Here is an 18,235-nt window from a genome sequence, read left to right on the forward strand (position 1 = left end):
TCGTGGGCAATCTCACATGCACGCCACAGGCCCTATCGTGGTGGAATACCGTTACTTTAGCTAACGTTCTATGTGTCAGCGCGGACAGCGCATATTGACTCGCTAACTTTCATTCGCAAGGGATCTGTTTATGTCGACTGCCATTCATGACGAACAACTCGACCGTCGCATCGAGGAACTCATCGCCACCGACCCCCAGTTCGCCGCCGCCCGGCCGGACCCGGCGATCACCGCCGCCACCGAACGGCCCGGGCTGCGGCTGCCGCAGATCATCCGGACCGTGCTCGACGGCTACGCCGACCGGCCCGCACTGGGGCAGCGCGTCGTGGAGTTCGTGACCGACGTCAAGACCGGACGGACCTCGGCCGAGCTGCTCCCCCGCTTCGAGACCATCACGTACGGCGAACTCGGCGAACGGGTTTCGGCCCTCGGCCGCGCCTGGGCCGGCGACTCGGTGCGCCCCGGCGACCGCGTCTGCGTGCTCGGCTTCAACAGCGTTGACTACGCCACCATCGACATCGCGCTGGGCACCATCGGGGCCGTGTCGGTGCCGCTGCAGACCAGCGCGGCGATCTCGTCGCTGCAGCCGATCGTCGCCGAGACCGAGCCCAGCCTGATCGCCTCGAGCGTCAACCAGCTGGCCGACGCCGTGGAGTTGATCCTGGCCGGCGACCACGCGCCCGGCAGGCTCGTCGTGTTCGACTACCAGCCCCAGGTCGACGACCAGCGCGAGGCCGTGGAGAGCGCCGCCGCCCGGTTGGCCGACACCGGCGTCGCCGTCGAGGCGCTCGCCGACGTGCTGGCGCGCGGCAAGGGCCTGGCGCCCGTCGCCGAGCAGGAGACCGACGAGGACTCGCTGGCCCTGCTGATCTACACCTCCGGCAGCACCGGCGCCCCCAAGGGCGCGATGTACCCGCAGAGCAACGTCGGCAAGATGTGGCGGCGCGGCAGCAAGAACTGGTTCGGCGAGAGCGCCGCGTCGATCACCCTCAACTTCATGCCGATGAGCCACGTCATGGGGCGCGGAATCCTCTACGGCACGTTGGGCAATGGCGGCACCGCGTACTTCGCCGCCCGCAGCGACCTGTCCACCCTGCTCGAGGACCTCGAGTTGGTGCGGCCCACCGAGATGAACTTCGTCCCCCGCATCTGGGAGACGCTGTATGGCGAATTCCAGCGCCAGGTCGAGCGGCGGCTGGCCGACGGCGCAGACCGCGAAGCCGTCGAGGCGCAGGTGATGGCCGAACAGCGCCAGTACCTGCTGGGCGGGCGGTTCATCTTCGCGATGACGGGCTCGGCACCCACCTCGCCGGAGCTCAAGGCGTGGGCCGAGTCGCTGCTGCAGATGCACCTGATGGACGGCTACGGCTCCACCGAGGCCGGAATGGTGTTGTTCGACGGGGAGATTCAGCGTCCGCCGGTCATCGACTACAAGCTGGTCGACGTTCCGGATCTGGGCTACTTCAGCACCGACCGCCCGCATCCGCGCGGTGAGCTGTTGCTGCGCACCGAGAACATGTTCCCCGGCTACTACAAGCGGGCCGAGACCACCGCCAACGTGTTCGACGACGACGGCTACTACCGCACCGGTGACGTGTTCGCCGAGATCGCTCCGGACCGGCTGGTGTACGTCGACCGCCGCAACAACGTGCTCAAGCTCGCGCAGGGCGAGTTCGTCACCCTGGCCAAGCTGGAGGCGGTGTTCGGCAACAGCCCGCTGATCCGTCAGATCTACGTCTACGGCAACAGCGCCCAGCCCTACCTGCTGGCCGTGGTGGTGCCGACCGAGGAAGCGTTGGCGGACAACGACCTTGAGTCGCTCAAGCCGAAGATCGCCGACTCGCTGCAGAAGGTCGCCAAAGAGACCGGCCTGCAGTCCTACGAGGTGCCGCGCGACTTCATCATCGAGACCACGCCGTTCACGCTGGAAAACGGTCTGCTGACCGGGATTCGCAAGCTGGCGTGGCCGAAGCTCAAGGCGCACTACGGGGAACAGCTCGAGCAGATGTACGCCGACCTGGCCGCGGGGCAGGCCAACGAGTTGGCCGAACTGCGCCGCAGCGGAGCCGAAGCGCCGGTGCTGCAGACCGTGAGCCGGGCCGCCGCCGCCATGCTCGGGGCGGCGACCAGCGACCTGTCCCCCGATTCCCACTTCACCGATCTTGGTGGAGACTCGTTGTCGGCGTTGACCTTTGGCAACCTGCTGCGCGAGATCTTCGATGTCGACGTGCCGGTGGGTGTCATCGTCAGCCCGGCCAACGACCTCGCGGCCATCGCCAGCTACATCGAGGCCGAGCGGCAGGGCTCCAAGCGGCCGACGTTCGCCGCCGTGCACGGTCGCGGCGCGACCACGGTGCACGCCAGTGACCTCACGCTGGACAAGTTCCTCGACGAGGCGACCCTGGCCGCCGCGCCGAGCCTGCCCAAGCCGGCCACCGAGGTGCGCACGGTGCTGTTGACCGGCGCGACCGGCTTTTTGGGCCGCTACCTGGCGCTGGACTGGCTCGAGCGCATGGACATGGTCGACGGCAAGGTCATCGCCCTGGTGCGGGCCCGCACGGATGAAGAGGCCCGCGCCCGGCTGGACAAGACCTTCGGCGTCGGCTCTCCTCAAGGCGACCCCAAACTGCTGGCGCACTACCAGCAGCTGGCCGCCGACCACCTGGAGGTCATCGCGGGCGACAAGGGTGAGGCCAACCTCGGCCTGGACCCGCAGACCTGGCAGCGACTGGCCGACGAGGTCGACGTCATCGTCGACCCCGCCGCGCTGGTCAACCACGTGCTGCCGTACAGCGAGCTGTTCGGGCCCAACGCCCTGGGTACCGCCGAGCTGATCCGGATCGCGCTGACGTCCAGGCAAAAGCCGTACACGTACGTGTCGACGATCGGCGTGGGCGATCAGATCCCACCCGGCAAGTTCGTCGAGAACGGCGACATCCGGACGATCAGCGCTACCCGCGCGATCAACGACGGCTACGCAAACGGCTACGGCAACAGCAAGTGGGCCGGCGAGGTGCTGCTGCGCGAGGCGCACGACCTGTGCGGCCTGCCCGTCTCGGTGTTCCGCTGCGACATGATCCTGGCCGACACCACCTACGCCGGGCAGCTCAACCTGCCGGACATGTTCACCCGGCTGATGCTGAGCCTGGTCGCCACGGGTATCGCGCCCGGGTCGTTCTACGAGCTCGACGCCGACGGCAACCGGCAGCGGTCGCACTACGACGGCCTACCGGTCGAGTTCATCGCCGCGGCGATCTCGACGCTGGGGACGCAAATCACCGACAGCGACACCGGCTTCCAGACGTACCACGTGATGAACCCGTACGACGACGGCATCGGGCTGGACGAGTACATCGATTGGCTGATCGAGGCCGGGTATTCGATCGAGCGCATCGCCGATTACTCCGAGTGGCTGCGGCGGTTCGAGACGTCGCTGCGGGCCCTGCCGGATCGGCAGCGTCAGTACTCGCTGCTGCCCCTGCTGCACAACTACCAGAAGCCGGAAAAGCCGATCAACGGCTCGATGGCACCCACCGACGTGTTCCGTGCGGCGGTGCAGGAAGCGAAAATCGGCCCCGACAAAGACATCCCGCATGTGTCGGCGCCGGTCATCGTCAAGTACATCACCGACCTGGAGTTGCTCGGACTGCTCTGAGGTCAGCCGAACAGCAAGTCGCCCAGCCCTTTTGGGGCTGGGCGACCTGTTTCGGTGTACTGACCTACTGCTGCGGGTGCGGCCACCGCAAATACGCGGCGTTACCCCCAGATCCCGCACCTGCGCGGTGGCGGCGCCATCCCCGCTTTGGTTCGGGGTCAGACGACGCGCGCGGCTTGGTCAGCGCACCCGAGGAGACCTCGGCCGGCTGCTCGTAAACCGAATCCCGATACGGCTCGACGGCCGGTGTGCCTGAGGACGCCGGCGCCGACGGCTGCACGTCGCGCGCCAGGCGTACGGCGGTGCGTGCCAGCACGACACCACCCACGAAGATGATCAGCGCGCCCAGGCCCGAGAAGTAGGTGACCTCGAGCACCGCACGCTTGCGGTCGGTTGCTGCGATCGGGTCGCCGGCGGAGCCGATTCCCAGCAGCGGGGCGACATCGCCACCCACGACGAACCAGGCACCGGCCAGCACGGCCAGCCACCCGCCCAACATCGCGGCGACGCGGTTGCCGGCAACGATCAGCAGCAGGCCGCCGATGGCGGTGGCCGCTCCCGGCGCGACTTCCAGCCAGCCCCGGGCCGAGCTCCATGCCCAGTTTCGGTCCGGCGTGTAAGCGAAGTTGAAGTGTGGACCGACAAACGGTATTAACGCCCCCCAGGCTCCCAGAATGACCAGGAGCAATCCGCTGACCGCGCCTCGCGAGCGCGGCATGCTCAGCCCGCGGGTTCGGCCGTCTTCTGCGTATTTCATGACATCCCCTCGTTGAATACCGGGCCTGTTTCCGGCTCGAGATGGGTACCCGGCGACTTCCACTAGTAACCCACGCGGCAAACGAAAGCCAACCGCTGGCGGTGATTATTGTGGCTGGTGAGACTGGTGTTACTACTGAAGGCCGAGCAACAACAGCACGATCGCCATCGCCGGGAAGGTGCCCTGGGCGAGCGCCGCCCGCCCCTTGTCGGGTGCGGACACCAGCAGCACCACCGCGGCCGCGGCCATCGATCCGATGCCGGCGAAAACCAATCCCGCGCCAACATCGGTGTGCCCCAAGGCAATTACGGCGATGCCGACGACGGTGACGATGGCGAGAAACAAATTGTAGAAACCTTGGTTGAAGGCGAGCAGCTTGGTGGTCTCGGCCTCCGCGGGGGTGGTGCCGAACGTGGCGCGGGTGCGCGGCGAGGTCCAGGTCAACGATTCCATCACGAAGATGTAGACGTGCAGTAACGCCGCCAGTGCGGCGAACAGCAGCGCGGTCGCGATCATCGCGTCCTCCTCGCCGGTCACGGTTGCTCGCACTACCTTGGCGCAAAACGGCACCGGAAGCCAAGGGCTCCCGGTGCCGTTTCGCGTTGCCGGCTAAGTGGGCTAAGCGGCGTGGTGATGGCGGTGGAACAAGCCGCCGCCGGTGCGCCGATGGAACAAGCCACCACCGCCGCGCTCCCGGGCCGCGGGCTCGGCCGCCACCGCGTCCGTCCGTGCGCCCGTCTCGTCATACATGGCCGGTTGGCCCGCCGGCACGGCATCGCCTGCCATGGGCGCCGGTTGGGTCATCACGACGTCGCGCGCGTGCCGAACCGCCAGCCGCGCCACGGCCGCGCCACCCAGGAAGACGATCAGCGCACCCAGGCCGGTGAAGTAGGTGACCTCGAGCAGGGCTCGTTTCAGGTCCGTCGAGGCGGCACCCGGCTGACCGACGCTCCCGATGCCCAGCGTCGGCGCGAACGCGCGGCCGACCACGAACCAGGCGCCGCCCAGGACCGCCAGCCAGCCACCGAACACGGCGTTGGCGCGATTGCCGGAGAGGAGCACCAGCAGGCCACCCACCGCCGCGGCCACCCCGGGGAGCACCTCCAGCCAGCCTTTTGCCGCCGTCCACGTCCATGCCGGGTCCGCGGCGTACGCCCAATCGATGTTGGGACCGAAGAACGGCACCAACGCACCCCACGCACCCAAAAGGATCAGGAGTAACCCGGTCAGCGCGCCGCGGGTACGCGGCATGTACAGCGCGCGAGGGCGTTCATAGTCGTGGCGCCTGTTCCTCATCTTCAGTCTCCTTCACGAGGCGTGATACCTGTGAGGTTGGTTACCCACCGCGCCACGATGTAACCGGATGGGCCCGCGCGATCGTTTGCTGGCTACTCGAACAGGCCGGGCTGCCCGAGACCGGCGGCCCCGGCGGGCGGCACCATGCCGAGGTGCGTCCACGCCTGGGCGGTGGCCACCCGGCCACGCGGAGTCCGGGCCACCATGCCGGCGCGGACCAGGAACGGCTCGCACACCTCCTCGACGGTGGTGGCCTCCTCGCCAACCGCCACCGCCAGCGTCGACACCCCGACCGGGCCGCCACCGAAGCTGCGGGTCAGCGCCGAGAGCACCGCCCGGTCCAGCCGATCCAGACCCAGTTCGTCGACGTCGTAGACCGCCAGCGCGGACTTGGCGACGTCGCGGGTGATCACGCCGTCGGCGCGCACCTCGGCGAAGTCCCGCACCCGGCGCAACAGCCGGTTGGCGATCCGCGGCGTGCCGCGCGAGCGGCGCGCGATCTCCTCGGCCGCATCACCGCCGAGTTCGATTCCCAGGATCCCGGCGGAGCGGGCCAGCACCCGCTCCAGCTCGGGGGGCTCGTAGAAGTCCATGTGCGCGGTGAAGCCGAACCGATCCCGCAGCGGGCCGGTCAGCGCGCCGGAACGGGTGGTCGCGCCGACCAGGGTGAACGGCGCCACCTCCAGCGGGATCGACGTCGCGCCGGGGCCCTTGCCGACGACCACGTCCACCCGGAAGTCCTCCATCGCCAGGTAGAGCATCTCCTCGGCGGGCCGCGCGATGCGGTGGATCTCGTCGATGAACAACACGTCGTGCTCGACCAGATTGGACAGCATCGCCGCCAGGTCCCCGGCGCGCTCCAGCGCGGGCCCGGACGTCAGCCGCAACGAGGATCCGAGCTCGGCCGCGATGATCATCGCCAGCGACGTCTTGCCCAGCCCCGGCGGGCCGGACAGCAGGATGTGATCCGGTGTGCCGCCGCGGTTTTTGGCCCCCTCGATGACCAGTTGCAGCTGTTCGCGCACCCGCGGCTGGCCGATGAACTCCCGCAGCGAGCGGGGCCGCAGGCTGACGTCGACGTCGCCCTCGCCGGGGGCCAGCGCGCCGGAGACGTCCCGGTCGGACCAGTCTTCCTCAGTGGGGGTCATCGGGACTTACCCAGCAGCGACAGGGCGGCGCGCAGCGCACCGGAGGTGGTCGCGTCCTGCTCGGCGGCCAGCACCTTGTCGGTGGCCTCCTCGGCCTGCTTGACGGCGAAGCCGAGGCCGACCAGGGCCTCCACCACCGGCCCGCGTATCGCGTGGCCGTTGAGGCCGGTGGCCGCGGACGCCGCGCCGGCGCCGGCCGCGCCCACCTTGTCCCGCAGCTCCAGGACCATCCGTTCGGCGCTGCGTTTGCCGATCCCGGGCACCCGGGTCAGCGCGGTGACGTCGCCGTCATGCAGCGCCTGGCGCAGCGCGCCGGCGTCGTGCACGGCCAGGGTCGCCATCGCCAGCCGGGGCCCGACCCCCGACACCGACAGCAGGGTCAAAAACAGGTCGCGGGTGTCGGTGTCGGTGAAGCCGTACAGCGTCATCGAATCCTCGCGGACGATCATCGCCGTGATCAGCCGCGCCTCGGTCCCGGTCCGCAGCGTGGACAGCGTCGACGGCGTCGCGTTCACCCGGTAGCCGACACCGGCGGCCTCGATCACCACATGATCGAGCGCCACCTCGAGCACCTCGCCGCGCACCGCGGCGATCATCGGGCGGCCTTCAGCTTGGCCCGGTACTTCTGCCGCTGCTCGGCGGCCAGCGCCTCGGCCGCCGCCATCCGGGCGATCATCGGCGCCCGCCAGCAGTGACAAATCGCCAGCGCGAGCGCGTCGGCGGCGTCCGCCGGCGTCGGTTTCGCTTGCAGCGCAAGGATTCTGGTGACCATCGCAGTAACCTGGGCCTTGTCGGCAGCGCCGTTGCCGGTGACCGCGGCCTTGACCTCGCTGGGGGTGTGGAAGTGCACGTCGACGCCCCGCTTGGCCGCCGCCAGCGCGACCACGCCGCCGGCCTGGGCGGTGCCCATCACCGTCGACACGTTCAGCTGGGAGAACACCCGCTCGATAGCCACGACGTCCGGCTGGTGGGTGGCCAGCCAATGCTCGACGGCGTCACTGATCTTCAGCAGCCGCTCGGCGAGCGGCGCGTCCGACGGGGTGCGCACCACGTCGACGTCGAGCGCGACGACGCTGCGCCCACGCCCGCTCTCGACGACCGACAACCCGCACCGGGTCAGGCCGGGGTCGACGCCCATCACCCGCATTACCCGCTCCCACCTAGTAGAACAGCTGTTCGATACCCTAGCGGCCGGCACCGACGCGCCCCGGGTGCGACACGCGGCGGCCACCCCGATTCCAGGCCGATTCCGGGCCGGGAGGTTACCGCGCCGGACCCGCGAAAAAGCTGTTAGCTTTAGCCCACGTTCGCTCAAGCATTGTGGCAACGGGAGGCTGCGCGTGGGATCTCTGCTGGTCATGCTCGCCATCGTGCTGTTCATCGCGTCGATCGTGGTGCTCGTCATCGCTTTGCGCCGCCCCAAGCGGCCGGCGCAGAGCGCCGGGCGCCCGGATCCGCTCGCGTCGGACGCGATGCCGCAGTTCGGGCCCCGCCAGCTCGGCCCCGGCGCCATCGTCAGCTACGGCGGCACCGACTACATCGTGCGCGGGTCGGTCACCTTCCGCGAGGGACCGTTCGTGTGGTGGGAACACCTGCTCGAGGGCGGCGAGCAGCCGATGTGGTTCAGCGTCGAAGAGGACGACGGACGGCTGGAACTGGCGATGTGGATCACCCGCAAGGACGTGCCGCTGCGGCCCGGCGATCCGTACGTCGTCGACGGCGTGATGTTTCACGAAACCGAACGCGGCCGCGCCTCCTACACGACCGAAGGCACCACCGGGCTGCCGGCCGGCGGCGAGATGGAATTCGTCGACTGCACCAGCGACGACGAGACGGTCCTGCTCTCCTTCGAGCGCTGGGCCGCGGACATGCCCTGGGAGGTGTCGACGGGAAAGTCCGTGTCCCCCGGCGAACTCACCGTCTACGCGGCTCCCCCGCCCAGCCCCGCCTAACGCGCGCGAGGTCAGGCCGGTGCCCCTTCATCAGCTCGCCGTGACCCCGGCGGACGTATCCGGGGAGCGGCTGGGACTCGCGCTCAACGCGCCGGTCCCCCCGCCGCTGGCCGCCTGCCGCCTCGAGCACCCGGGCGGCGCGGGGGCGTTGCTGCTCGGGGTGCTCGGCGCGTCGCACGTCGTCGCGGTCGAGCACGCCGCGGGCCGGTTCTCCGAGGAAATCTCTTGCACGGCACGCAATCTCGGGGCGGCCCTGCCCGAGAGCACCGACGCGCCCGGCTACCACCTGCAATCGGTCACCGACACCCGCGACGAGGCGGCCTTCCGCCGCCTCGCGCACGAGCTGCGGGGCCGCTGCGCCCGACGGGCGGGCTGGCTCGGCGGCACGTTCCCGGGCGACGACGCCGCGCTGACCGTGCTGGCCGCCGAGCCCGACGGCGCCGGATGGCGTTGGCAGACATGGCATCTGTACCCGGGGCGTCCGCCCGGCTCCGGCGGGACGGTGGTTCACACCGCGAGCCGGTGGCAACCGTGAGCCGAACCCGCCTGTTCGTGATCGCCGGTCTGCTGGCGGCCGGCGCCGTGGTGTGCCTGATCACCGGAATCATCTTGCTGCAGAAGAACATTGCGTCGTACGTCGCGGGCCACTATCACGAGTACGCCCACGACGTGAACGGCACGCGCTACCAGTGCACGGGATCGCCACGACAGGCGGCCGACGCGCTCGCCGCGTATGCGCACCCCGAGGCGCGCGCCGACAACGGCAACACCGAATACCTGCGTTATGCCAACGACATCGTGGTCGTCGGCCCCGACGGCAACTACCCGTGCAGCATCCGCGTCGAACCGCTGAGCGCCGGCTACAGCCACGGCGCGTTCATCTTCCTCGGCCCCGGATTCACCCCCGGCTCCCCGTCGGGTGGTTCCGGAGGCAGCCCCGGCGGCCCGGGCGGAACCAAGTGATGGCACCACCGCAAAGGAGACAACCATGTACCTCGCCGTCGAGATCGGAACCGTCGACCTCAATCCCGTCCTGAAAGGCGCGGTCGCGACGATCCTGTACTTCGTCGTCGGCATGGCCGTCCTGCTCGTCGGGTTCTACGTGGTCGACGTGCTGACCCCGGGCAAGCTGCGCCAGCTGGTGTTCATCGACCGCCGCCCGAACGCCGTGATCGTCGCGGGCGCAATGTACATCGCGCTGACCGTCGTCATCATCACCGCGATCGCCAACAGCTACAGCCAGCTGGGGCAGGGACTCCTCGGCGTGGCGGTGTACGGGTTGATGGGCGTGATCCTGCTCGGGATCGCGCTGCTCACAATGCATCTGCTGATACCGGGGAGTTTCCATGAGCACATCGACGAGCAGGTGCTGCATCCCGGCTCGTTCGCGGTGGCCCTGATACTGCTCGCCGTCGGAGGGGTGACCGCCGCGGCGGTGTCATGAGCTCCGTCGACGTGGCCACGCCCCCGGCGGCGCCGTCCGCGGCGGCGTCGGGGCGGTGGCGGGCGCTGCTGTTGGCCGCCGTGGCGGCGTGCGCGGCCTGCGGCCTCATCTATGAACTCGCGCTGCTGACGTTGTCGGCGAGCCTCGATGGCGGCGGCATCGTCGCCACCTCACTGATCGTCGCGGGCTACATCGCCGCGCTAGGCGTGGGCGCCCTGCTGGTCAAACCGCTGCTGGCGCATGCGGCGATCACCTTCATCGCGGTGGAGGCGGCCCTCGGCGTCATCGGCGGGCTGTCCGCGGCGGCCCTGTACATGGTGTTCGCGTTCCTGGACGGCGCGGTCGGTTCGACGTGGGTGCTGGCGGTGAGCACGGCCCTGATCGGTGGCCTGGTCGGCGCCGAGGTGCCGCTGTTGATGACGCTGCTGCAGAGCGGGCGGGTGGCGGGTGCAGCCGACGCCGGGCGCACGCTTGCCAACCTCAACGCCGCCGATTACCTCGGCGCGCTGCTGGGCGGGCTGGTCTGGCCGTTCCTGCTGCTGCCGCAGCTGGGGATGATTCGCGGCGCGGCGGTCACCGGCATGATCAACCTGGCGGCGGCGGCCGTCGTCGCCATTTTCCTGCTGCGCCAAGTGGTTTCGACGCGCCAACTGCTGCTGGCGCTGTGCGCGCTGGCCGCCGCGCTGGGGCTGCTCGCCACCCTGTTGCTGCGTTCGGCCGACGTCGAAACCACAAGCCGGCAAAGGCTTTACGCCGATCCGATCGTCGCGTATCGGCACACGCCCTACCAGGAGATCGTGGTGACGCGGCGCGGCAACGACACCCGCCTGTACCTCGACGGCGGGCTGCAATTCTCCACCCGGGACGAATACCGCTACACCGAAAGCCTCGTGTACCCCGCGGTCGGGAAGGGTGCGCGTTCGGTGCTGGTGCTCGGCGGCGGCGACGGCCTGGTGGCTCGCGAATTGCTGCGCCAGCCCGGCATTTCCAAGATCGTGCAGGTCGAGCTCGACCCCGCGGTGATCGACGTCGCGCGCACCACGCTGCGCGGCGCCAACGCCGGTTCATTGGACAACCCGCGGGTAAGCGTGGTGACGCAGGACGCGATGAACTGGTTGCGCGGACCCGACATCGACCGGTTCGATGCGATCATCGTCGACCTTCCCGATCCCGACACACCCGTGCTGGGCCGGCTGTATTCGACCGAGTTCTACGCGCTGGCCGCCCGGGCGCTGGCCCCCGGCGGGCTGATGGCGGTGCAGGCGGGCAGCCCCTTTTCCACCCCGACGGCCTACTGGCGCACGGTGTCGACGATCCGGGCGGCGGGCTACGCCGTCACGCCGTATCACGTGCACGTGCCGACGTTCGGCGACTGGGGATTCGCCCTGGCGCAGCGCGCCGACACCGCGCCCACACCGACGGTGCCGCCCGACGCTCCCCCGCTACGTTTTCTCAACCAGCGGGTGCTCGAGGCGGCCGGCGTGTTCTCCGGCGACATCGCGCCGCGGCCCGTGGAGCCGTCGACCCTGGACAATCCGCGCATCGTCGAGGACATGCGGCACGGGTACGACTAGTCAGTCCTCGTCGAGAGCGGCGAGCACCTCGTCGGACAGGTCGACGTTGGTCCACACGTTCTGCACGTCGTCGCTGTCTTCCAGCGCGTCGACGAGCTTGAACACCTTGCGCGCGCCCTCGACGTCAACCGGCACGCTGACCGACGGCTGAAAGCTCGCCTCGGCGGATTCGTAGTCGATGCCGGCGTCCTGCAGCGCGGTGCGCACCGCGACCAGGTCGGTCGGCTCGGAGATGATCTCGAAGCTCTCGCCGAGGTCGTTGACGTCCTCGGCGCCGGCGTCGAGCACCGCGGTCAGCACGTCGTCCTCGGTCAGGCCGTTCTTTTCGAGGGTGACGACGCCCTTGCGGGTGAACAGGTAGGACACCGAGCCGGGGTCGGCCATGTTGCCGCCGTTGCGGGTCACCGCCACCCGGACCTCGCCGGCCGCCCGGTTGCGGTTGTCGGTCAGGCACTCGATCAGGACCGCGACGCCGTTGGGCCCGTAGCCCTCGTACATGATCGTCTGGTAGTCGGCCCCGCCCGCTTCCTCGCCGGCGCCCCGCTTGCGGGCCCGCTCGATGTTGTCGTTGGGCACCGACGTCTTCTTCGCCTTCTGGATGGCGTCATACAGCGTCGGGTTGCCGGCCGGGTCACCGCCCCCGGTGCGGGCGGCGACCTCGATGTTCTTGATCAGCCGGGCGAACTCCTTGCCGCGGCGCGCGTCCTTGACGGCCTTTTGGTGCTTGGTGGTGGCCCACTTGGAATGGCCGCTCATCGGTGTCCTATCTGGGAGTCCTCTTGTTTTTGTGGCCAGACGAGTCTACGTGGCCCGCGAGACTGCAACTGTCGACGGCTCCACTCGGGAAATGCGTCGTGGAATACAGTTTCGCGGCGCTGGCTCAGCCGGTCACCATGTCGACGAACATGTGGTGGATCCGCCGGTCGCCGGTCACCTCGGGGTGAAACGCCGTCGCCAGCTTGCGGCCCTGGCGCACCGCGACGACGTGCCCGGCGGCGCTGGCCAGCACCTCCACGCCGTCGCCCACGCGCTCGACCCACGGCGCGCGGATGAACACCGCCCGCACCGGATCGTCGAGGCCCGCGAAATCGATGTCCCCTTCGAACGAGTCGACCTGACGCCCAAAAGCGTTGCGCCGCACGGTCATATCGATCGCGTGCAGAGGCAGCGCCTCCCGCCCGCCCGTCCCGGCGTCCAGGATCTCGCTGGCCAGCAGGATCATGCCGGCGCACGCGCCGTAGGCGGGCAGCCCGTCGGCCAGCAGCCCGCGCAGGGGCTCCAGCAGGCCGAGATCGAGCAGCAGGTGGCTCATGGTCGTCGATTCGCCACCGGGGATGACCAGCCCGTCGACCGCCTCCAGCTCGCCGCGCCGGCGCACCGGCATCGCCTCGGCCCCGGCTTCGCGCAGGGCCGCCAGGTGCTCGCGGGTATCGCCCTGCAGCGCGAGGACCCCGATCCGGGGGCTGCTCACGGGTTGGTCGGCCCGTGGCCGCGCTTGAAGCGGGTCAGCCCCTCCTGCATGACCGCCGCGACCATCTCGCCGGATTGGGTGAAGATCTTGCCCTGGCACAGCGCGCGGCCGCCGTTGGCCGACGGCGAAGACTGGTCATACAGCAGCCACTCGTCGGCCCGGAACGCCCGCATGAACCACATGGCGTGGTCCAGCGACGCCACCTGCAGGTGCTCCCGCACGTCGAGGTGGGTGACCTGCGCCGATCCCAGCAGCGTCAGGTCGCTCATGTAGGCCAGCGCGCAGATGTGCAGCACCGGGTCGTCGGGCAGCGGGTCACGGTGGCGGAACCAAACCTGCTGCTGGGCGGCCTTGCCCGGCGAGAGCTGCAGGAGCTCGCGGGGCACGATGCAGACGTCCCACTCCTCGAACTGCTTGAACCCGGCGTCGTCGAAGACCTTGACCGAGTCCAGCCCGGGCAGCCCGTCGGGCGGCGGCGCGGGCGGCATGGGGTCCTGGTGGTGGATGCCTTCCTGGTCGGTCTGGAAGGACGCGCCCATGCTGAAGATGATCTCGCCGTGCTGGATGGCGTTGACGCGACGGGTCGCGAACGAGCCGCCGTCGCGGGTGCGCTCCACGATGAACACCGTGCGCTCCTTGGCATCCCCGGGCCGCAGGAAGTATCCGTGCAGCGAGTGGACCTGGTAGCGCGGGTCGACGGTGCGCACCGCCGACACCAGCGACTGGCCGGCCACATGACCGCCGAAGGTGCGCTGTAGGAATCCCGATTCCGGGCTGAAGATGCTGCCGCGGTAGATGTTGACCTCGAGCTGCTCGAGATCGAGGATCTCTTCGATCGCCACAGACTGTTCTTACCAGCCGCGTTCGGCCAGCCGATGGGGCTGCGCGATCTGCTCGACATTGATGCCGACCATCGCCTCGCCCAGCCCGCGCGACACCTTGGCCAGCACGTCGGGATCGTCGTAGAAGGTGGTGGCCTTCACGATCGCCGCGGCGCGCTGGGCGGGGTCGCCGGACTTGAAGATGCCCGAGCCCACGAAGACGCCCTCGGCGCCGAGCTGCATCATCATCGCCGCGTCGGCGGGGGTGGCGATACCGCCCGCCGTGAACATGGTGACCGGCAGCTTGCCCGCCCGGGCCACCTCGACGACGAGTTCGTAGGGCGCCTGCAATTCCTTTGCGGCGACGTACAATTCGTCTTCGGACAACGACGTCAGGCGGCGGATCTCGCCACCGATCGCCCGCATGTGCGTGGTCGCGTTGGAGACGTCTCCGGTGCCTGCTTCACCCTTGGAGCGGATCATGGCCGCGCCCTCGTTGATGCGGCGCAGCGCCTCACCGAGGTTGGTCGCCCCGCACACGAACGGCACGGTGAACTTCCACTTGTCGATGTGGTGGGTGTAGTCGGCGGGGGTGAGCACCTCGGACTCGTCGACGTAGTCGACGCCGAGGCTCTGCAGGATCTGCGCCTCGACGAAGTGGCCGATGCGGGCCTTGGCCATGACCGGGATGGTCACCGCGGCGATGATGCCCTCGATCATGTCCGGGTCGCTCATCCGCGACACCCCGCCCTGGGCGCGGATGTCGGCGGGCACCCGCTCCAGCGCCATCACGGCGACGGCGCCGGCGCCCTCGGCGATCTTGGCCTGCTCGGGCGTGACGACGTCCATGATGACGCCGCCCTTGAGCATCTCGGCCATGCCGCGCTTGACGCGCGCGGTTCCGGTTCGCCCGTTGCCGTCCGGGGGGTGGGCGGTAGTCACTGCTTGATCTCCTTCAACGTTGTCGACCCAGTCTAATGAGGCGCTTTGGCCCGCGTTGACCGGCGGAGTCAGCGGATGGACAGCAGCGGGCCGGGGGCGCGGCCGCCGGCGAGCGCGGCCGCGTCGGTGAGCAGTCCGGATAGTTGCATGGGGTACACCGTCTCCCCCGCGGCGACGAGTTGGGCGATGTCGGCAGCGTCACACCAGCGGTGGCCGTGGATGTAGCTGCGTTCCAGTTCGGTGTGGCCGGTGCGGGACGGCTCGAATCGGCGGGTGCGGTAGACGAAGTAGAACTCCTCGCTGTCGATCAGCGAGCCGTTGAACTCGAAGACCTGGTCGCGCCGCCAGACGGGCCCGACCATGTCGGCGGGCGCGACCCGCAGGCCGGTCTCCTCGGCGAGCTCCCGCGCGGCGGCCTCGGCCAGCCGCTCCCCCTGCTGCACTTCGCCGCCCACCGTGAACCACCACTTGGGCGCGGGCTGGCCGGCCAGCGCCGGATCCGACCCGCGCAGCAGCAGCACCGCCCCGGTCTCGTCGAGCAGCACGACGCGCGCCGAGGTGCGGTGGTTGAGCACGCCGTGATCGCCGTGGGCCAGCGCGTGCGGCCGCTCGACGATCTCGAAATAGCTGGGCAGCCCGGCGGTCCCGCCCAGGTGAAAGAGCCGCACCAGGGGCCGCTCGGCCAGCGCCAGCGTGTCGCGGACCGCGTCGTTGTGGAAGCGACGGGCCAACACCACCCGGGCCTCGGCGTCGGCCAGCTCGGCGATCAGCCCGGCCGGCAGCGACGCCGGGTCCACGGCGGCCAGCGCGGCCGACAGCTCGTTTTCGCACGTTTCCCGCGCGGGCCGGGGCGCCCCCTCGGCGGCGTCGGCCAGCGCCGCCAGCCGCCGCCCCTCGGACGCGCCGCCGTAGGCGTCGATGGCCACGGCGCGCGCCACCACCGCGCGCCGCGCCAGCGCACCGTCGAGCGCCTGCCACGACAGGTCGTAGCGGACGTGCAGGCGGTCCAGCCGGTTGGCCGTCCGGTACGCCCAGGCGCCGAAGACGGCCAGCACCGCGACCAACACCGCGACGGCGACGATCAGCCATGTCATCAACCGGCCACCTCAACCTTGGCGCCTGTCGCGGCGACCGTCTCGTAAACCCGCAGGATCTGGCTGGCCACCACCGACCAGTCGTAGCGCTGGACGGCGGCCGTGCCGGCGGCCACATAGCGCTCGGCGAGCACATCATCCTCCAGCACCGCGATCAACGCATCGGCGAGCGCGGCGCCGTCGCCCACGGGCACCAGGCGGCCCACGTCGCCGCCGGCCAGCACGCGCCGGAAGGCGTCCAGGTCGCTGGCCACCACCGGGGTGCCGGCGGCCATGGCCTCGACCAACACGATGCCGAAGCTTTCCCCGCCGAGGTTGGGTGCGCAGTAGACGTCGGCGCTGCGCATGGCCGACGCCTTCCCGGGATCGTCGACCTGGCCGAGGAAGCGAATATGACTCACGAATTCGCCCGCCTGCGTGCGCAATTCGTCCTCGTCACCGCGCCCGACAACCAGCAGCTGCACGTCGGGGAACCGCGCCACCAGCCGCGGCAGCGCGTCGAGCAACACCCCGATGCCCTTGCGCGGCTCGTCGTAGCGCCCCAGGAACAGCACCGTCTTGCCCGGCCGCGGGTACCCGTCCAGCAGCGGCGCGCAGGCGAACGAGCCGACGTCGACGCCGTTGGGGATCTCCACCGCGTCGGTTCCCAGCGCCTCCATCTGCCAGCGCCGGGCCAGGTCGGAGACCGCGATCCGGCCGACGATCTTCTCGTGCATCGGGCGCAGGATGCCCTGAAAGACCGTCAACGTCAGCGATTTGGTGGTCGACGTGTGAAACGTCGCCACGATCGGGCCCTCGGCGATGTTGAGGGCCAGCATGGACAGGCTCGGCGCGTTGGGCTCGTGCAGGTGCAGCACGTCGAAATCGCCTTCGGCGAGCCACTTTTTGACCTTGCGGTGGGTGGCCGGGCCGAACCGCAGCCGGGCCACCGACCCGTTGTAGGGAATCGGGACGGCCTTGCCCGCCGAGACGACGTAGTCGGGCAACACGGCGTGCGGCGAGGCCGGTGCGAGCACGCTGACGTCATGCCCGCGGGCCCGCACCACCTCGGCGAGCTGCAGGACGTGCGACTGCACCCCGCCCGGAACGTCGAACGAGTAGGGACAGATCATCCCGATGCGCATCAGGCGTCCCTTAGCCGGGCCTGCTTGTTCTCGGAGAGGTCGGCCAGCCATTGCGGCTGCATCATGTGCCAATCCTCGGGGCGGGCGGCGATGTTCTTCTCGAAGTGATCGGCCAACAACTGGGTGATGGCGCCGACGTCGCCGCCGGTGCAATCCAGCGCCGGGTGGATGGCGACGCCCCAGCCCTGGCCCTCGAACCAGCAGTGGGCCGGTAGCAGCGCCGCCCCCGTCGCGATTGCGAGCTTCGCCGGCCCGGCCGGCATCCGGGTGGGTTCGCCGAAGAAGTCGACCTGGACACCGGTGCGGGTGAGGTCGCGCTCGGCCATCAGGCACACCACCCGGTTGTCCCGCAGCCGGTCGCACAACACGTCGAAGGGTGGCCGCTCGCCCCCGGACAGGGGTAGCACCTCGAAGCCGAGGCCTTCGCGGTAGTCGATGAACCGCCGGTAGAGCGACTCGGGTTTGAGCCGCTCCGCGACGGTGGTGAAGGTGCCGTGTGTCTGCGCCAGCCACACCCCTGCCATGTCCCAATTGCCGCTGTGCGGCAACGCGATCACTGCGCCGCGGCCGCCGGACAGTGCCGCTTCGATATGGTCGCGGCCCTGAACCGAGTCGTGCAGCTGGCGGCCGACCGCGGCGAGGTCCATGCCCGGCAGGCGGAACGCCTCGCGCCAATAGCGGGCGTAGGAGGCCAGCGAGGCCCGCATCAGTGAATCCGGAACGTCCGAGGGCGGCACCCGCAAGACGCGGGCCAGGTTCTTGCGTAACTGATCTGGGCCGCCGCCGCGGGCCGCGTAGCGCGCCGCGGCGCCAAATGCGTTGCGCGCGGCGAACTCCGGCATCGCCCGCACGGCCAACCAGCCTGACGCGTACGCCCAGTCGGCCCCGACGCCGCTCAACCGGCCCGCGACGCGGCTCGCCAGGCGGCTCGGTGCCGTGATCGCGTTCATGCCCGGC

19 protein-coding genes are annotated in these 18,235 nt (G+C 69.8%); 6 read left to right on the plus strand and 13 right to left on the minus strand.

Annotation, left to right across the window (positions count from 1 at the left end):
• Nucleotides 1–130 precede the first annotated feature (130 nt).
• Nucleotides 131–3,655 carry a carboxylic acid reductase gene (gene car / locus AC0KTM_RS15620; protein ID WP_472416070.1) on the plus strand — a complete coding sequence of 1,175 codons (3,525 nt, stop codon included), beginning with the start codon at nucleotides 131–133 and terminating at the stop codon, nucleotides 3,653–3,655.
• Nucleotides 3,656–3,719: 64 nt separating this feature from the next.
• On the opposite strand, the gene AC0KTM_RS15625 is transcribed toward car, so the two are convergent.
• The 6 genes from AC0KTM_RS15625 to ruvC form a co-directional block, all read right to left on the minus strand.
• Entirely contained in the window at nucleotides 3,720–4,412 is a 693-nt protein-coding gene (locus AC0KTM_RS15625; RefSeq protein ID WP_238956323.1) for a hypothetical protein, read from the minus strand.
• Nucleotides 4,413–4,544: 132 nt separating this feature from the next.
• Nucleotides 4,545–4,928: a DUF1304 domain-containing protein gene (locus tag AC0KTM_RS15630; protein WP_238957325.1), complete on the minus strand. Its 384-nt coding sequence runs from the start codon at nucleotides 4,926–4,928 to the stop codon at nucleotides 4,545–4,547.
• 102 nt (nucleotides 4,929–5,030) lie between these two features.
• Nucleotides 5,031–5,708, minus strand: coding sequence for a hypothetical protein (locus tag AC0KTM_RS15635; RefSeq protein WP_225330370.1), 678 nt, complete (start codon nucleotides 5,706–5,708; stop codon nucleotides 5,031–5,033).
• Nucleotides 5,709–5,800: 92 nt separating this feature from the next.
• Nucleotides 5,801–6,856: a Holliday junction branch migration DNA helicase RuvB gene (gene ruvB / locus AC0KTM_RS15640; RefSeq protein ID WP_225330371.1), complete on the minus strand. Its 1,056-nt coding sequence runs from the start codon at nucleotides 6,854–6,856 to the stop codon at nucleotides 5,801–5,803.
• Entirely contained in the window at nucleotides 6,853–7,452 is a 600-nt protein-coding gene (ruvA, locus tag AC0KTM_RS15645; RefSeq protein WP_472416072.1) for a Holliday junction branch migration protein RuvA, read from the minus strand. The genes ruvB and ruvA overlap by 4 nt, the downstream gene beginning before the upstream one ends.
• Nucleotides 7,449–8,003, minus strand: a complete 555-nt coding sequence (ruvC, locus tag AC0KTM_RS15650) for a crossover junction endodeoxyribonuclease RuvC (protein ID WP_225330373.1) — start codon at nucleotides 8,001–8,003, stop codon at nucleotides 7,449–7,451. The genes ruvA and ruvC overlap by 4 nt, the downstream gene beginning before the upstream one ends.
• A 193-nt stretch (nucleotides 8,004–8,196) precedes the next feature.
• On the opposite strand from ruvC, the gene AC0KTM_RS15655 reads away from it, so the two are divergent.
• The 5 genes from AC0KTM_RS15655 to AC0KTM_RS15675 are packed head-to-tail and all read left to right on the plus strand — an operon-like array spanning nucleotide 8,197 to nucleotide 11,826.
• On the plus strand, nucleotides 8,197–8,808 hold the full coding sequence (locus tag AC0KTM_RS15655) for a DUF4178 domain-containing protein (protein WP_472416074.1): 612 nt from the start codon (nucleotides 8,197–8,199) through the stop codon (nucleotides 8,806–8,808).
• 19 nt (nucleotides 8,809–8,827) lie between these two features.
• The gene (locus AC0KTM_RS15660) at nucleotides 8,828–9,343 is read left to right on the plus strand and encodes a DUF2617 family protein (RefSeq protein WP_225330375.1); all 516 of its coding nucleotides are present in this window, start codon (nucleotides 8,828–8,830) and stop codon (nucleotides 9,341–9,343) included.
• Nucleotides 9,340–9,771: a DUF4247 domain-containing protein gene (locus AC0KTM_RS15665; protein WP_225330376.1), complete on the plus strand. Its 432-nt coding sequence runs from the start codon at nucleotides 9,340–9,342 to the stop codon at nucleotides 9,769–9,771. Before AC0KTM_RS15660 ends, AC0KTM_RS15665 begins: the two co-directional genes overlap by 4 nt.
• A 25-nt stretch (nucleotides 9,772–9,796) precedes the next feature.
• Entirely contained in the window at nucleotides 9,797–10,252 is a 456-nt protein-coding gene (locus AC0KTM_RS15670) for a DUF350 domain-containing protein (protein WP_225330377.1), read from the plus strand.
• The gene (locus AC0KTM_RS15675; protein WP_238956324.1) at nucleotides 10,249–11,826 is read left to right on the plus strand and encodes a polyamine aminopropyltransferase; all 1,578 of its coding nucleotides are present in this window, start codon (nucleotides 10,249–10,251) and stop codon (nucleotides 11,824–11,826) included. Before AC0KTM_RS15670 ends, AC0KTM_RS15675 begins: the two co-directional genes overlap by 4 nt.
• Here AC0KTM_RS15675 and AC0KTM_RS15680 read toward each other — a convergent pair whose 3' ends face one another.
• From AC0KTM_RS15680 to AC0KTM_RS15710, 7 genes are all read right to left on the minus strand, one after another.
• On the minus strand, nucleotides 11,827–12,582 hold the full coding sequence (locus AC0KTM_RS15680) for a YebC/PmpR family DNA-binding transcriptional regulator (protein WP_064936653.1): 756 nt from the start codon (nucleotides 12,580–12,582) through the stop codon (nucleotides 11,827–11,829).
• Nucleotides 12,583–12,706: 124 nt separating this feature from the next.
• Nucleotides 12,707–13,297, minus strand: a complete 591-nt coding sequence (gene pdxT / locus AC0KTM_RS15685; protein WP_225330642.1) for a pyridoxal 5'-phosphate synthase glutaminase subunit PdxT — start codon at nucleotides 13,295–13,297, stop codon at nucleotides 12,707–12,709.
• The gene (gene tesB, locus AC0KTM_RS15690) at nucleotides 13,294–14,139 is read right to left on the minus strand and encodes an acyl-CoA thioesterase II (protein ID WP_225330641.1); all 846 of its coding nucleotides are present in this window, start codon (nucleotides 14,137–14,139) and stop codon (nucleotides 13,294–13,296) included. Before tesB ends, pdxT begins: the two co-directional genes overlap by 4 nt.
• 9 nt (nucleotides 14,140–14,148) lie before the next feature.
• Complete coding sequence (pdxS, locus tag AC0KTM_RS15695; protein ID WP_225325424.1) at nucleotides 14,149–15,060, minus strand: pyridoxal 5'-phosphate synthase lyase subunit PdxS; 912 nt, start codon at nucleotides 15,058–15,060, stop codon at nucleotides 14,149–14,151.
• A gap of 68 nt (nucleotides 15,061–15,128) precedes the next feature.
• The gene (locus AC0KTM_RS15700; RefSeq protein WP_225341296.1) at nucleotides 15,129–16,154 is read right to left on the minus strand and encodes an NUDIX hydrolase; all 1,026 of its coding nucleotides are present in this window, start codon (nucleotides 16,152–16,154) and stop codon (nucleotides 15,129–15,131) included.
• Entirely contained in the window at nucleotides 16,154–17,278 is a 1,125-nt protein-coding gene (locus tag AC0KTM_RS15705) for a glycosyltransferase family 4 protein (protein ID WP_225329499.1), read from the minus strand. The genes AC0KTM_RS15700 and AC0KTM_RS15705 overlap by 1 nt, the downstream gene beginning before the upstream one ends.
• Nucleotides 17,278–18,228 (minus strand): phosphatidylinositol mannoside acyltransferase, encoded by a 951-nt coding sequence (locus AC0KTM_RS15710; protein ID WP_238957326.1) that lies wholly within the window; start codon nucleotides 18,226–18,228, stop codon nucleotides 17,278–17,280. The genes AC0KTM_RS15705 and AC0KTM_RS15710 overlap by 1 nt, the downstream gene beginning before the upstream one ends.
• Nucleotides 18,229–18,235 lie beyond the last annotated feature (7 nt).

It is taken from the genome of Mycobacterium sp. NTMscope_Eco_3, assembly GCF_976985685.1.